This window comes from Microbacterium sp. H37-C3, from assembly GCF_027157935.1.
GTDB lineage: Bacteria > Actinomycetota > Actinomycetes > Actinomycetales > Microbacteriaceae > Microbacterium > Microbacterium plantarum.
On record NZ_JAPVLR010000001.1, the window covers coordinates 950,460 to 964,519 of the forward strand.

At 69.3% G+C, this 14,060-nt stretch carries 15 protein-coding genes; 6 read left to right on the forward strand and 9 right to left on the reverse strand.

Going from position 1 to position 14,060, the window contains the following annotated elements:
• Positions 1-160: 160 nt before the first annotated feature.
• Complete coding sequence (locus O1W71_RS04735; RefSeq protein ID WP_269266688.1) at positions 161-700, forward strand: NUDIX domain-containing protein; 540 nt, start codon at positions 161-163, stop codon at positions 698-700.
• Between the two features lie 30 nt (positions 701-730).
• Here O1W71_RS04735 and thyX read toward each other — a convergent pair whose 3' ends face one another.
• Positions 731-1,483 carry an FAD-dependent thymidylate synthase gene (gene thyX / locus O1W71_RS04740; RefSeq protein WP_269266689.1) on the reverse strand — a complete coding sequence of 251 codons (753 nt, stop codon included), beginning with the start codon at positions 1,481-1,483 and terminating at the stop codon, positions 731-733.
• Positions 1,484-1,557: 74 nt separating this feature from the next.
• Here thyX and O1W71_RS04745 point away from each other — a divergent pair, with 74 nt between their 5' ends.
• From O1W71_RS04745 to O1W71_RS04755, 3 genes are all read left to right on the forward strand, one after another.
• Complete coding sequence (locus O1W71_RS04745; RefSeq protein WP_181574138.1) at positions 1,558-1,992, forward strand: TlpA family protein disulfide reductase; 435 nt, start codon at positions 1,558-1,560, stop codon at positions 1,990-1,992.
• 121 nt (positions 1,993-2,113) lie between these two features.
• Complete coding sequence (locus O1W71_RS04750; protein WP_023951786.1) at positions 2,114-2,539, forward strand: OsmC family peroxiredoxin; 426 nt, start codon at positions 2,114-2,116, stop codon at positions 2,537-2,539.
• A complete protein-coding gene (locus O1W71_RS04755) occupies positions 2,532-3,446 on the forward strand; it encodes a TIGR01777 family oxidoreductase (protein ID WP_114587983.1) in 915 nt (304 codons plus the stop codon). Before O1W71_RS04750 ends, O1W71_RS04755 begins: the two co-directional genes overlap by 8 nt.
• Before the next feature lies 1 nt (position 3,447).
• On the opposite strand, the gene O1W71_RS04760 is transcribed toward O1W71_RS04755, so the two are convergent.
• The 7 genes from O1W71_RS04760 to O1W71_RS04790 form a co-directional block, all read right to left on the reverse strand.
• Entirely contained in the window at positions 3,448-3,897 is a 450-nt protein-coding gene (locus tag O1W71_RS04760; protein ID WP_269266690.1) for a tetratricopeptide repeat protein, read from the reverse strand.
• On the reverse strand, positions 3,894-4,709 hold the full coding sequence (dapB, locus tag O1W71_RS04765) for a 4-hydroxy-tetrahydrodipicolinate reductase (protein ID WP_269266692.1): 816 nt from the start codon (positions 4,707-4,709) through the stop codon (positions 3,894-3,896). Before dapB ends, O1W71_RS04760 begins: the two co-directional genes overlap by 4 nt.
• Positions 4,710-4,719: 10 nt before the next feature.
• Positions 4,720-5,541, reverse strand: coding sequence for a sulfite exporter TauE/SafE family protein (locus O1W71_RS04770; RefSeq protein ID WP_269266694.1), 822 nt, complete (start codon positions 5,539-5,541; stop codon positions 4,720-4,722).
• 64 nt (positions 5,542-5,605) lie between these two features.
• Complete coding sequence (locus O1W71_RS04775) at positions 5,606-6,193, reverse strand: GrpB family protein (protein ID WP_269266695.1); 588 nt, start codon at positions 6,191-6,193, stop codon at positions 5,606-5,608.
• 4 nt (positions 6,194-6,197) lie between these two features.
• Entirely contained in the window at positions 6,198-6,797 is a 600-nt protein-coding gene (locus tag O1W71_RS04780; protein ID WP_112613727.1) for a histidine phosphatase family protein, read from the reverse strand.
• An 85-nt stretch (positions 6,798-6,882) separates the two neighbouring features.
• Positions 6,883-7,905: an aldo/keto reductase gene (locus O1W71_RS04785; RefSeq protein WP_112613725.1), complete on the reverse strand. Its 1,023-nt coding sequence runs from the start codon at positions 7,903-7,905 to the stop codon at positions 6,883-6,885.
• Between the two features lie 200 nt (positions 7,906-8,105).
• Positions 8,106-10,385, reverse strand: a complete 2,280-nt coding sequence (locus tag O1W71_RS04790; protein WP_112613723.1) for a polyribonucleotide nucleotidyltransferase — start codon at positions 10,383-10,385, stop codon at positions 8,106-8,108.
• A 289-nt stretch (positions 10,386-10,674) separates the two neighbouring features.
• Between O1W71_RS04790 and O1W71_RS04795 the strand changes: the two genes are divergently transcribed.
• Together O1W71_RS04795 and O1W71_RS04800 are read left to right on the forward strand one after the other, a co-directional pair.
• Positions 10,675-10,857 (forward strand): DUF5302 domain-containing protein, encoded by a 183-nt coding sequence (locus O1W71_RS04795; protein ID WP_269266696.1) that lies wholly within the window; start codon positions 10,675-10,677, stop codon positions 10,855-10,857.
• A 170-nt stretch (positions 10,858-11,027) separates the two neighbouring features.
• Positions 11,028-12,503: an HNH endonuclease signature motif containing protein gene (locus tag O1W71_RS04800; protein WP_269266698.1), complete on the forward strand. Its 1,476-nt coding sequence runs from the start codon at positions 11,028-11,030 to the stop codon at positions 12,501-12,503.
• A 104-nt stretch (positions 12,504-12,607) separates the two neighbouring features.
• Here O1W71_RS04800 and O1W71_RS04805 read toward each other — a convergent pair whose 3' ends face one another.
• A complete protein-coding gene (locus O1W71_RS04805; RefSeq protein ID WP_112613717.1) occupies positions 12,608-14,056 on the reverse strand; it encodes a cation:dicarboxylate symporter family transporter in 1,449 nt (482 codons plus the stop codon).
• Between the last annotated feature and the right edge of the window lie 4 nt (positions 14,057-14,060).

A 14,060-nucleotide genomic window follows, 5' to 3' on the forward strand; every position in this document is an offset into this window, starting at 1 on the left:
GGACCCGCTGCAGACTGGGGAGGAGCGCCGAGCGACCTCGAGTCGGATACAACCGTCGGACTCGCGGTGCAGGATGCGCCTCGGGGGCCGCCCGACGCGACACCAGCCCCGCCGGTCCGACAGATGTATCGCAGGGCGCAGGGCGCTCTAGGGTAGCGGCATGGCGTGGACGACGCGAAGCACCCGCACGACGTACGAGAACCGGTGGATCTCCGTTCGCGAGGACGAGGTGACCGGGCCGGCGGGAGACGGGATCTACGGCGTCGTCGAGATGCGGCATCCGGCCGTTTTCGTCGTGGCCGTCGACGAGCAGGACCGAGTCTGCTTCGTGGAAGTCGACCGCTACACGACGGGTCGCTCGCTCGAGGTGCCGGCAGGCGGGACTGACGGCCAGGAACCGCTCGTGGCTGCGAAGCGCGAACTGCTCGAGGAGACGGGCCTCGTAGCCGCCTCGTGGGAGGCCATCGGCCGGATGAATGCGCTCAACGGCATCGCGGTCGCCCCGGAACACGTCTTTCTCGCGCGCGGCCTCGCCGAGGCGGAGGACGCGGCGTCATCCCAGCGGGAAGAAGGCATCGAGCGCGTCGTGTGGATCCCGTTCGCCGAGGCCGTGCGTCAGGTCGCCGAGGGACGGATCGACGACGGCGAGACGGTCGCGGCGCTCGCGTACGCGGGCATCAGCCTGGGCCGATTCGTCTGAGTCGGTCCCGGGACGTCGCCCTCCGACCCGTCAGGGAGCGACGCGGCCGTTGGCGTTGAATGCGGCATGCGTGAGCGGCATGAGCTCGCGCCAGAAGGTCTCCATCTTCTCGGCGCACATCTCGATCTCGCGCTGCGGGAACGACGGGAAATGCGTTCCCTCGACCTTGGTCCGCAGCGACAGGAAGTTCATCAGCGAACGGGCGTTGACCGTCACGTACATCGACGAGTAGATGTTCAGCGGCAGCACGATGCGTGCGACCTCGCGGGCGACGCCGGCATCCAGCATCCGCCGGTAGGCCTCGTACGCCTGGATCGACGCCTGGCGCGTGCTTTCGTCGACGACGGCGAACTGCTCGTCGGTGCCGGGCAGGAACTCGTACGCGCCCGGCTTGCCGACCTGGTTGAGATTGCGCTCCCGGGCGGGGACGTAGAACACCGGGCGCAGCTCGCGGTAGCGGCCGGACTCCTCGTTGTACGAGGCCATGCGGTGCCGCATGAACTCGCGGAACACGAAGATGGGCGCCTGCACGTAGAAGGTCATCGAGTTGTGCTCGAAGGGCGAGCCGTGGCGGTCGCGCATGAGGTAGTTGATGAGGCCGCGGTCGCGACCGGATGCCTCGGTGCCGGCGGCGGCGGCATCCAGGGTCTGCTCCCCCTGCGTCGACACGCGAGCCGCGAACAGGACGTCCGAGTCGGCGGCACTCGAGCGGACGAGCTCGACCGTCACATCGCTGCGGAACTCGATCTCGGGGCTGGTCGGGGTCTGCTCGGCGTCGCTCACACTCTCAGATTACCCCCGGCGTCCGAGTGCTTCCGGCTCCCCCCGAAGGTCTACTCTGGGCTGTTGTGGAACTCATGGCGGTGGCGGTCGTCCTGGCCTGTCTGTTAGCGGTAACAGGCGGGATCGGAGTCTTCCTGCGGTGGCGCGCCTCACGGCCCTATCCCATCCCGCGTTTCGATGTCGTCGACCCGCGTCGACTCGGCGCCGACCCCGATGCCCTCGGTCGAACGGCGACGCTCCTGCAGTTCAGCAGGGAGACCTGCCACCGGTGCCCCGCGGTGCATCGCACGCTCTCGGAGATGGCCCGGGAGACCGACGACGTCGTCCACCTCGACATCGACGTGACCGACCGCCCCGACATCGCGCGTCGATTCCAGATCGCGCAGACGCCCACCACGCTCGTCCTCGACGGACGGGGGGTCGTGCGGACCAGATTCGGCGGCGCACCGCGACGGGATGTCGTGCACCTCGAGATCCTGCGACTGCGGGCCGACTCCGCCTCGGTCTGAGTCCGCCGGCGGACCCTGTCAAGACGTTCCGACGGGCGGCCGACCGACTTAGGCTCGACGCGAGCGCACACCGCGCCGTCTCGATACGGCACCCGAGGTGCCATCTGCGAAGAGGAGAGTCATGAGCGTCACGAGCGAAGCAACCACCAGCTGGAAGGGCAGCCTCACGGAGGGATCGGGACAGATCGCCCTCGAGAGCTCGAACCAGGGCCCGTTCGAGGTCAACTGGAAGGCGCGCAGCGAAGGCTCCAGCGCGGTGACCACGCCCGAGGAGCTCATCGCCGCCGCCCACTCCTCCTGCTTCTCGATGGCTCTCTCCCACGCTCTGGCCGAGAACGGCACGCCGCCCGAGTCCGTCGAGACGACGGCATCGGTCACCTTCATCCCGGGCACCGGCATCACCGGCTCGCACCTGAACGTCAACGCCGTCGTCCCGGGCCTGTCGGCCGAGGACTTCGACCGGCTGGCCCAGGAGGCCAAGAGCGGATGCCCCGTCTCCGCCGCCCTCGCGGGCATCGAGATCACCCTCGAGGCGACGCTTGGCTGATCAGGGCTCGGCGGGCCGTGTCGTCGTCGCGGGTGCGTCCGGTCTGATCGGACGCGCCCTCGTCGACGCGCTGCGCGGTGACGGGATCGAGGTCACGCGTCTCGTCCGCCGATCCCCTGTCGCCGCCGACGAGGTTCAATGGTTCCCCGGAGAGCGCCCGCTCGACCCCGCGGTGCTCGACGGGGCCCGCGCCGTGGTGGGGCTCAACGGCGCGAGCATCGGCCGCTTCCCGTGGACCCGTTCGTACAAGCACGAGCTCGTGTGGTCGCGGCTGCTCCCGACCGAGACCCTCGCAACAGCCGTCCGCGCGCTCGGATCGGATGCACCGGTGTTCTTGTCGTCGTCGGCCGTCGGCTACTACCCGACCCGGCCCGGCGTCCGCATGACCGAGACCGCGCCGCGCGGCGACTCGTTCCTCGCCGATCTCTGCGGGGAGTGGGAGGCGGCTGCACTGACCGCTCGTGAGCACGCGCGCGTGGTCCTCCTGCGGACGGCGCCGGTCGTGCATCCCGAAGGCGTGCTGAAGCCGCTCATGCTGCTGACCCGAGCGGGTCTGTCGGGACCGATCGGTCGAGGCACGCAGGTATGGCCCTGGATCTCGCTCGTCGACGAGGTCGCAGCCATCCGTCACCTCATCGACGCCGACGTCGCCGGTCCGGTCAACCTCACCGGGCCGACGCGCGCGACGGCCAACGACCTGGGCTTCGCCCTGGCCATGAGGATGAACCGCCCATACCTGGTCCGCGCTCCCGAGTGGGGGCTCCGCCTCGTCCTCGGACGCGATGCGACCGAGGCGCTGCTGACCAACGACACCGACGTGGCTCCGGCGGTCCTGCAGAAGTCGGGCTTCGTCTTCACGCACGAGCGCGTGGAGGACGCCATCCGCGCCGTCGTCCCGCCGCGCTGAATCAGGCGTTCCGCTCCGCTCGCTCGAGGGCGATCGCCGTACGGACCGCCTGTCGTGCGCGCCGGCGGTCGCCGGCGCCGTCGTAGGCGAGGCCCAGCCGGAACCACGCTCGCCAGTCCTCGGGCGCCTGCTCGACCGCTTCTCGGTAGCGCGGGAAGAGGGCGTCGGCCTCGGCGCGGTCCGGCCGGCCGGCCGGAGCGAGATCGATGGTCTCCACGGGAAGCGCCGCCTCCTGCTCGAGCCGCTTGCCGAGCCGCGACGCGCTCGCGCCGAACGCCAGCTCGCGCCATAGCGCCCATGCGGCGATGACCGGAAGGACGATCAGCGCGACGCCCATCGCGATGCCCACGGGCTCGCCGGACATGACGAGCAGCACGGCGCGTTGCGCGACGAAGACGATGTAGATGGCGAGCAGCGCCGCCATGATCAACGCCAGGATGCGGGCGCTCATGCTCCGGTGGCTCGCGCGACCTGACCCGGCACGTCGCCCTCGTCGGTCGGCGCGTTCTCGTTCGTCGCGGCGGGCGGCCGGATCCCGATGTCGATGAAGGTGTCGAGCCCGACGGTGATGCCCCGCGCGTCTCTGGCGGCGTCGAGCGCGATTCGGATGCCGGGCTCATAGGCTCGCGCGGGCTCGATCGTGTCGTGCACGATCGATAAGGCCTCGCCCGGGCCGGAGAGGATCGTCTCCTGGCGGGCGATGACGCCGGGCCGGCGCAGCGAATGGATCGGGACGCTGGCGACCTTCTGTCCGCGGGCGCGCTGGTCCGCGTGGGGCGACTCGACCGGACCGACGCCGGTGCGGGCAGCGGCGATGAGCTCCGCCGTGCGGACTGCGGTACCGCTCGGAGAGTCGACCTTGGTGTCGCGGTGCGCCTCGATGATCTCGATCGAGGGGAAGAGCGAGGCGGCTGCAGCGGCGAGGGCGCTGCCGACGACCGAGCCGAGCGAGAAGTTGGGGATGAAGACGATTCCGATGCCCGCGGCATCCGCAGCGGGGCGGATCTGCGCGATCCGCTCCTGCGACCAGCCCGACGTGCCGACGAGCACATTGAGGCCGCGCTCGATGGCTGCACGCACGACATCCGTCGACACGGCCGGGGTCGAGGCGTCGACGACGAGGTCGGCGCCGTCGAGCTCGTCGAGGCTGCTGCGGCTCGTCAGGACCGCCGAGATCTCGAAGCCCTCCGACGCCTCGATGACGTCTCGGATGATGCCGCCGAGCTTTCCGGTGCCGCCCACGAGGGCCACGCGCGTGGTCATGACCACCAGCCTACGCGGGCGCGAACTGCATGAACGTGTCCCAAGCGAGCTTCACGACGAGGATCGACAGCACGACGAGGAACACGATCCGCACGAACCCACTGCCGTTCTTCGTCGCCATGCGAGCGCCGATGAACCCGCCCGTCATGTTCGCCGCCGCCATGACGACGGCGAGCAGCAGGAGGATCTCGCCGTGCACCCCGTAGACGAGGAGCGCTGCGAGATTCGTGGTGAGGTTGGCGATCTTGGCGTTGACGCTCGCCTGGAGGAAGCCGTATCCGAGCACGGCGACGAGCAGGATGACGAAGAACGAACCGGTGCCGGGACCGAGGATACCGTCGTAGAAGCCGACGACGATTCCGATGAGCGCCGAGCGCCACACGATCGCCGCACGCGACTCGTGGCGCGGCTCGTGTTTCAAGCCCATTTTGGGCTTGAGCAGCGTGTAGATCGCGACCGCCACGACCGCGACCAGCACGATCGGCGTCAGCAATTCCCGCGGGACGTAGCGCGACAGCGCGGCCCCCACGGCCGATCCCCCGAATGCGCCGGCCACAAGCGGCACGAGGAGGACCAGTTGCACGCGGATGCGTCGCAGATAGACCCAGCTGGCCGAGAGCGTGCCCGCGAAGGACGACAGCTTGTTCGTCCCGAGGATGAAGGGCGTCGCGACATCCTTGGGCACGCCGATGACGAGGGCGGGGAGCTGGATCAGCCCTCCCCCGCCGACGACCGCGTCGACCCAGCCGGCCACCCCGGCCGCGACGATGAGGAAGATCAGCGCGGAGACGGAGACGGGAAGCCAGTCGGCGAGCAGAGGACCATCGAGCACCGATCGATTCTCCGGTTCGGTGCGCGCCGCGTCCAATCGGCAGGAGCCGGGCTCGCGCCGCGGATCAGCCGTGCATGTCGCTGAAGAACGCCGTCTTGGCTCGGGTGTAGTCGTCGTAATCGGCCTTGCCCGCGTTCGCGGCCGACAGTCGGCGCTTGAGGTCCTGGTAGCGGGCGCGGAGCCCGGGGTCGGAACAGAGGGCGTCACGGAATCGCACCGTCTCGCGCGCCCATGGCGAATCGAAGCGGCGCACGTGCAGGATCACGTCGGCGCCGCGCGCGACGAACAGCCGCTTCTCCCAGACCTCATGAGGAACATCCTCAGTACCACGCGGGATGTCGCGGCTGACACCGGGCGAATCGGGCCGGGATCCCCACTCGCGACGGAAGCCCACAGGTCCCAGTCGCGCGCTGAGCTCGTCCTCGGCCGGCAGGGGAAGGATGCTGACCTGGAGATCGAGGATCGGCCTGGCGTCGAGTCCCGGTACCGCGGTCGACCCGATGTGGTCGAAGCGGGCGGCGTCGACTCCCGGCAGCCCGACGAGAGCGTTGTGGACGCGATCGAGGATCGCCCGCGCCTCGACGGCCCACGCGGGATCATGCGGCTGAAGCCGCGCGGGGTTACGGGGCTCTTCGGCGGGTGCCTCGGCCATCGGCTCAGACGGGAAGGATGTCGGGAAGGCCGGTGCGCAGCTCGACAGGGAGGTGCGAGAGGTCGTTGTGCGAGACCATCGTCCAGGGGCGGCCGGGGCGCTGCGCGAGCACGGTCAGCCCGCAGTGAGCCTGGTTGATCGTCAACCACCGCCAGTCGGGTGCCTGCAGCACCTCGCGCACGAACCAGGCGATGACGAAGTTATGGGTGATCAGCAGTTCGTGAGCGTCGGGCTTGCGTGCGAGGAACTCCCCCACCGCATCCGCCATCTGCGCTGCGCCCGCCTCGGTCTCGGCCTCGGTGTACGACCCGAAGAAGGGCTCGTAGGCGGCGGGCGTATCGGGCGTCATACCGGTCGGGACGCAGTCGAACAGCAGGGACGACGCCTGCGGAGCCAGGGCCGGCAGGCGCTTGGCGACGGCGCGCGCCGTCTCTTGGGCGCGCTCGAGCGGCGAGTGCCAGACGGCGTCGAGGGGCACGCCGGAGATGCGATCGGCCAGCAGTTCGGCTTGACGGCGTCCACGCGGCGAGAGCGGGCCGTCTTCGAGACCGTGCTCGGCGTCCTGATGCTCTCCGTGGCGCACGAGGTAGAGATACTGCGTCACAGAAGCTCGATTCGAAACGATGAACAGGGCGCCATCCACCCTACGTCACCCCTCCGACAAGAGCTCCGCGGGGTCACAGATCGGCTCACTCCACGGCGCGCGCGATCTCCGCGAGGTGCGAGCGACCGAGCCGGGCGCCGACGCCCTGCACGAGCTGGTCGACGTGCGCGGGCCGGCTCGCATTGACGATCGGCGCCGTGACGACGCGCTGCGCGAGGAGCCAGGAGACCGCGATCGCCGCCGTCGAGACCGACAGCTCCTCCGAGATGCGGTCGAGCGCCTTCAGCGTCCGGGCGCCGCGACGGTTCATCCATGCGGCGAGCTGCGAGCCGCGCACGGATGACGACAGACCGGAACGATCGCGATGGCTCCCGGTGAGGTAGCCGTGCTCGAGAGCCTGCGAGGGCGTCACCGCGAGGCCCTGGGCGCCGGCGATGAGACGCAGGTCGCCGTCGAACTCCGACCGGTGCAGCAGGTTGTAGGGAACATCCAGTGCGGCGAAACGCGGGTACCCCGCGGAGGACAGGATGCGGGCCTCGACGAGCTGCATCGCGGTGTATCCGGCCGCTCCCAGCGCTCCGACCTTCCCGCTCTCGACAAGCCATTCCGCCGTCGCGAGAGTGTCTTCGAGCGCCGTGACGCCGTCGGTCGCGGCATCCAGGTACAGCAGATCGATGCGATCGATGCCCAGCCGGCCGAGCGACGCCTCCACCGACCGCACGAGATTCACCGAGCCGAGCCCGGGATTGTCGGGGTTGCCCCCGACCCGCACCGTGACGACGATGTCGTCGCGGTTTCCCCGGCTGGAGAGCCAGCGGCCGATGATGTGCTCGCTGCGACCCGAGGCGTAGCCGTCGGAGGTGTGCAGGGCGTTGCCGCCGCGCTGCACGTACGCGTCGAGGACGGCGTGGCTCGCTGCGAGATCGATGGTCCAACCGAACTCGGAGCCGCCGAGGATGAGGGGGAAGATCCGCTTGCCGGTCTCGGCCAGGTCGACGCGGATGTCGGCGCCCACGGGCTTGCCGTGTACCGGGATCGGGCTGGAGGGATGCACGGCCGCGGCGGGCGCACCAGCGGCTGCGACCTGAGCCACCCGGTCCCCCGACATCACACACCTCCGTCGACACCGAGGAATCGCGGGGCGCGGCTCCTCGGCGCGCACTTCGAGAGTAGGACACCTCGCACCGGACGGCGCGTATTGTCGCGAACGGGCCGTGAATTCCAGATAACTGTTTCATCACGGCGCGCTTCGAGAACGACGGATGCCCGCCCCCGAGACGGGGACGGGCATCCGGGTGATCAGGAGATTCAGCCTTCGGCGGGAGCCTCGGGGCCCTCGCTCGCAGCGGCGGAGCCGTCCTGGTCAGCGGTCTCTTCGAGAACCGGCTCGAGGGAGAGCTTGCCGCGGTCGTCGATCTTCGTGATGCGCACGAGGATCTTCTGGCCGACGCCCAGGACGTCCTCGACGTTCTCCACGCGCTTGCCGCCGGCGAGCTTGCGGACCTCGCTGACGTGCAGCAGTCCGTCCTTGCCGGGCAGGAGCGAGATGAACGCGCCGAACGTCGCGATCTTCACCACGGTGCCCAGGAACTGCTCGCCGACCTCGGGGTTGGTGGGGTTGGCGATCGCGTTCACGCGGGCACGAGCGGCCTCGGCCGAGGGGCCGTCGGTCGCGCCGATGTAGACGGTGCCGTCCTCCTCGATCGAGATGTCGGCGCCGGTCTCGTCCTGGATCGAGTTGATCGTCTTGCCCTTGGGGCCGATCAGCTCACCGATCTTGTCGACCGGGATCTGGACGCTGATGACGCGCGGAGCGGTCGGTGCCATCTCGTCGGGGCTGTCGATCGCGGCGTTGAGGACGCCGAGGATCGTCAGACGAGCCTCCTTGGCCTGGGTCAGCGCGGCCGAGAGCACCGACGACGGGATGCCGTCGAGCTTCGTGTCGAGCTGGATGGCCGTGACGAACTCGCTCGTGCCGGCGACCTTGAAGTCCATGTCGCCGAGCGCGTCCTCGGCGCCGAGGATGTCGGTCAGCGCCGCGTAGCGGGTCTCACCGTCGACCTGGTCGGAGACGAGGCCCATCGCGATACCGGCGACCGGCGCGCGCAGGGGCACACCGGCGTTCAGCAGCGAGAGGGTCGAGGCGCACACCGAGCCCATCGAGGTCGAGCCGTTCGACCCGAGGGCCTCGGAGACCTGACGGATCGCGTACGGGAACTCCTCGCGGCTGGGCAGCACCGGCACGAGCGCGCGCTCGGCGAGGAAGCCGTGCCCGATCTCGCGACGCTTCGGGCTGCCGACGCGGCCGGTCTCACCGGTCGAGTAGGGCGGGAAGTTGTAGTGGTGCAGGTAGCGCTTGCTCGTCGTGGGCGACAGCGAGTCGATCTGCTGCTCCATCTTCAGCATGTTCAGCGTGGTGACGCCCAGGATCTGGGTCTCACCGCGCTGGAAGATCGCCGAGCCGTGGACGCGCGGGATGACCTGCACCTCGGCGTCGAGCGGACGGATGTCGGCCAGGCCGCGACCGTCGATGCGGACGCCCTCGCTGAGGATGCGGCCGCGGACGATCTTCTTGGTGACCGACTTGTACGCGGCGGAGAACTCCGCGAGCGCGGACGCCGGGAGCTGCTCGGCCTCGACGGCAGCGGCGACCTCGCCCTTGACGCGGTCCTTGATCGCGTCGTCGGCGTTCTGGCGCTCCTGCTTGTCGGCGATCTGGTAGACGCTCGTCAGCTCGCCGTAGGCGCGCTCGGCGACGAAGTCGTAGACCTCGGGGGCGTACGGCGGGAAGACGGGGTAGACGCCCGGCTCACGCGACGCGGATGCCGCCATCGAAGCCTGCGCCTCGACGAGCTGCTTGATGAAGGGCTTCGCGGCCTCGAGGCCCTGTGCGACGACCTCTTCGCTCGGCTTGACGGCGCCGCCCTTGATGAGGTTCCAGCTGCCCTCGGTCGCCTCGGCCTCGACCATCATGATGGCCACTTCGCCGTCGGGAAGGACCCGGCCGGCGACCGTGAGGTCGAAGACAGCCTCTTCGACGACCTTCTGGTTCGGGAAGACGACCCACTGGTCCTCGTGCTCACCGTGACCGGGAACGAGCGCCAGGCGAACACCGGCGATCGGGCCGGAGAACGGCAGGCCCGAGATCTGCGTCGAAGCGGATGCCGCGTTGATCGCGAGGGCGTCGTAGTACTCGCCGGGTGCGATCGAGAGGACCGTGATGACGATCTGGACCTCGTTGCGCAGGCCGTCGACGAACGAGGGGCGCAGCGGACGGTCGATCAGACGGCAGACCAGGATCGCCTCGGTCGAGGGGCGTCCCTCGCGGCGGAAGAACGAGCCGGGGATCTTGCCTGCGGCGTACGAGCGCTCTTCGACGTCGACGGTGAGCGGGAAGAAGTCGAAGCCTTCGCGCGGGTGCTTGCCGGCGCTGGTGGCCGAGAGGAGCATCGTCTCCTCGTCGAGGTAGGCGGCAACGGCGCCCTGCGCCTGCTGTGCCAGGCGTCCGGTCTCGAACCGGACGGTGCGGGTGCCGAAGCGGCCGTTGTCGAGGACGGCTTCGGCTGCGGTGATTTCTGGACCTTCCAAGAGGTCCCTCCTTCTTTGTTTAGACTCGCACGCGCGTTTCGCGCACGAGATCGTGCGAAGGAGCGGGGCAGATATGGGCGCGCGGACGAAACCGCGAGAACCGCCCGCGCTGGTCACCAGTCGAAGATCACCATCTCCGCGATCGGCATTCGATCGGGATGGGAACCCACCACAGGGGACCAGCTTCCTGCCGGATCCGCTCCATGAGCTCAGTGTTGAATTGAGCGGGTGCCGGACGGCAACCTGCCCCAGCCTACCAGCGAGACCCTCGCCTGCGTATCGTGGCCTCATGAGCGAAGCAGACAAGCCCGCGGGCGCGGCATCCGACGATGTGAAGCGCAAGTTCCGCGAGGCGCTCGAGAAGAAGAACGCCCAGCACCGCACCGGAGAGGCACACCTCAACGGCGATTCGTCGGTGCACGCGTCGCACGGTGCCATGACGAAGCGGGAGTTCCGCCGCAAGAGCGGGTGACGCCGAACGGCCGCCCGCGAACGGGGCTCGGATGCTGACGCGTCCGGGCCCCGCCTGTATTTCTCGGGCGCTTCGGGGGGTGTGGAGAGTGGTGGGGCGATGTCGGAGGCTCGTGACACGATTCGAACATGTATTCGAATGATGGGATCGGTAGCCGGGCAGGCTGCGGGATGGGCGGTGACGCAGACGTCGATGCGCTTGCCGTTCTGGTTGCGGATGCCGAGGGCGTTTCGGATGCCGCGCGAGCCGTGCAGATTCGTGAGGTTCGGGTGCTCGCGGCGGCTGGGCTGCTGGCCGAGAAGCAGGCCGCTGGTGCGTCGGAGAAGGTCAAGGCGCGCGAGATGGCGTTGCGGGGCATCGCCGCGGAGCTTGCCGGAGTGTTCGTCACGACCGACCGCACTTTGCAGCGGCGGATCGACGAAGCGCGGGACCTGGTTGAGAACTACCCGGTGACGATGGCGGCCTGGGAAGCCGGGCGCATCGTCCGCGGGCACGTGAGGGTGATCCAGGAAGTCGGGTGCCTCGTGCCCGTGGAGGAGCGGGCGGAGTTCGAACGCGTCGCGGTCGGGAAGTGCGAGCGTGAGACGCCGAACCGGGTGCGCGAGGCGCTGCGGATGCTGGCGGAGCGGATTCACCCGCGGACGTTCACCGAACGGCATGAGGAGGCCGCGGCGGGACGGTGCGTGCGGGTGCAGGCCGGAGCGGACGGGATGTCGGACCTGATCGCGACGCTGCCGACCGTGATCGCGGACGGGATCGTGGACCGGCTCACCCGGCAGGCGCGGGAGGTCATCAATGCGCGGGCCCAGGCGGACGTCGCCGGTGCCGGCGCCACACCCGACGACGCTCGAGCCGACGCGAGCGGCGGCATAACCGACGCCATCACGACCGTTTGCGACGGGTCGACGTTCGTCGACGCGCGCACCATCGATCAGGTCCGCGCCGACGTGTTCAGCGACCTCCTCCTCGCCGGTGCACCCGCCCTCGACCCCACCGCGACCGGTGACGGCGACGGCGACGGAACCCTCGGCAAGATCCGCGCACACGTGCAGGTCGCGGTGTCCGCCCTCACTCTGATGGGGGCGGACGACGGGCCTGCCGATCTGGCGGGGCGCTCCCCCATCGACGCGGCCACCGCGCGAGAACTCGCCGGCAACGCGACCTCGTGGGACCGGCTGCTGACCCACCCCGTCACCGGGACCGTCCTGGAGTGCGACAGCTACCGCCCCACCGCCGCCATGGTCAGGCTGCTGCGGGCCCGGGACCGGCGCTGTCGGTTCCCCGGATGCCGGCAACCCGCCATCCGCTGCGAACTCGACCACACCATCGCTGTGTCAGTAGGTGGGCCCACGCAGGCGGGCAACCTCGCCCATCTCTGCAAGAGACACCACGACGTCAAACACCACACCCGATGGCAGGTGAGACAACTCCCCGGTGGGCGACTGGTGTGGACCTCACCGACCGGACGGGTCTACCGCGAAGACGCACCACCACCACTGGTCGCCTTCGCCATCACCGAACCACCCGGTCCTACCGCGCCAACCGGCCGCGGCGACGGGCATTCGGACTCGACGCGCGCCCCCGCTCGGCGGCCGAGCGGAGAATCGCGCTCCGGACCAGGATCGGCCGGGCCTCCGCCATTCTGATCAGTCGACTCAGATCGTTCCCGCCGGTTCGCCCTCCCGCCGAGAATGCCGGTGGCCGCGGCATCCGATTTCTCGGATCCGCGGCCACCGGAGATCGGGAACCGTCAGCGCGTCGCGGCCTCGCGGCGGAGGCGAGCGCGCTCCTCCTTCGCCGCGGCCTCCTCGAGGGCGGCGTCACCGAGGCCCTGCGTGTTGACGGCGCCGGTGTCGTTCGACATCCCGTCGTGACCGTGACCGGTGAGCATCGCCTCGTCGAAGGGGCGCTCGCCGCTGAGCACAGCGCGGGCCTGGTCGCGGTCGAACTCGCGCGTCCAGGTTCCGATGAGGATCGTCGCGACCGCGTTCCCGGTGAAGTTGGTCAGCGCCCGACCCTCCGACATGAACCGGTCGATGCCGACGATCACGCCGACGCCGTTGACGAGGTCGGGCCGGTACGCCTGCAGACCGCCGGCGAGGGTCGCGAGGCCGGCGCCGGTGACTCCGGCCGCGCCCTTCGAGGCGATGATCATGAAGACCAGCAGTCCGATCTGCTCGGGGATCGACATCGGAGCGCCCATCCCGGCGGCGATGAACAGCGACGCCATCGTGAGGTAGATGGCCGTCCCGTCGAGGTTGAACGAGTATCCCGTGGGGACCGTGATACCCACGACCGGCTTCGAGACGCCGACGTGCTCCATCTTGGCGATCAGGCGGGGCAGCGCGGACTCGCTCGACGAGGTGCCGACGATCAGCAGGTACTCGCGGGCGAGGTACTTCATCAGGCTGAAGATGTTGATCCGCGCCACGGCGTAGAGCAGCGTGCCGAGCACCGCGACGATGAAGACGATGCACGTGATGTAGAACGCGATCATCAGCACACCGAGGCTCACGATGGCGGCGACACCGGTCTTGCCGACCACCGCGGCGATCGCACCGAAGGCGCCGATCGGAGCAAGCCACAGGATCATGCCGAGGATGCGGAAGACCAGCGTCTGCAGGTTCTTCACGGCGCTCATGATCGGGGCGCCCTTCTCGCCGAGTCCCTGCAGCGCGAAGCCGACCAGCAGCGCGATGAACAGCACCTGGAGCACGCTCTCACCGGTGAACGCCGAGAAGAACGTGGTCGGGATGATGCCGAGCAGGAAGTCGGTCGTCGACTTCGCCTCGGCCGCCGCCCCGGCGTCGTAGACCGCGCTCTGCATGTTGAGCCCCTCACCCGGGTGGATGATGTTGCCCACGATGAGTCCGATCGCCAAGGCGAAGGTCGACATCACCATGAAGTAGAGCAGCGCGAGGCCGCCGATGCGCCCGACCGTCGCGGCCTTCGCGATCGAGCCGACCCCCACGACGATCGTGCAGAAGATGATCGGCGCGATCATCATCTTGATGAGGTTGACGAAGCCCTTGCCGAGCGGCTCGAGACCGACGGCGAAGGAAGGCCATACGAGGCCGACGACCGCGCCCAGCACGACCGCCAGGATGACCGAGACGTAGAGCCACGTGTGCTTGTCCCAGGCCTGCTTGCCTTTCCGGGCGTTATACCCCGGCAGGCGGAAAGATGATGTGAGAGCCATGGTC

Coding starts and splice junctions, on each gene's coding strand:
- O1W71_RS04735 (WP_269266688.1), top strand. CDS start 161: ATGGCGTGGACGACGCGAAGCACCCGCACGACGTACGAGAACCGGTGG.
- O1W71_RS04775 (WP_269266695.1), bottom strand. CDS start 6,193: ATGGCCGAGGCACCCGCCGAAGAGCCCCGTAACCCCGCGCGGCTTCAG.
- O1W71_RS04785 (WP_112613725.1), bottom strand. CDS start 7,905: ATGTCGGGGGACCGGGTGGCTCAGGTCGCAGCCGCTGGTGCGCCCGCC.
- O1W71_RS04745 (WP_181574138.1), top strand. CDS start 1,558: ATGGCGGTGGCGGTCGTCCTGGCCTGTCTGTTAGCGGTAACAGGCGGG.
- O1W71_RS04805 (WP_112613717.1), bottom strand. CDS start 14,056: ATGGCTCTCACATCATCTTTCCGCCTGCCGGGGTATAACGCCCGGAAA.
- O1W71_RS04800 (WP_269266698.1), top strand. CDS start 11,028: ATGGGCGGTGACGCAGACGTCGATGCGCTTGCCGTTCTGGTTGCGGAT.
- O1W71_RS04750 (WP_023951786.1), top strand. CDS start 2,114: ATGAGCGTCACGAGCGAAGCAACCACCAGCTGGAAGGGCAGCCTCACG.
- O1W71_RS04795 (WP_269266696.1), top strand. CDS start 10,675: ATGAGCGAAGCAGACAAGCCCGCGGGCGCGGCATCCGACGATGTGAAG.
- dapB (WP_269266692.1), bottom strand. CDS start 4,709: ATGACCACGCGCGTGGCCCTCGTGGGCGGCACCGGAAAGCTCGGCGGC.
- O1W71_RS04760 (WP_269266690.1), bottom strand. CDS start 3,897: ATGAGCGCCCGCATCCTGGCGTTGATCATGGCGGCGCTGCTCGCCATC.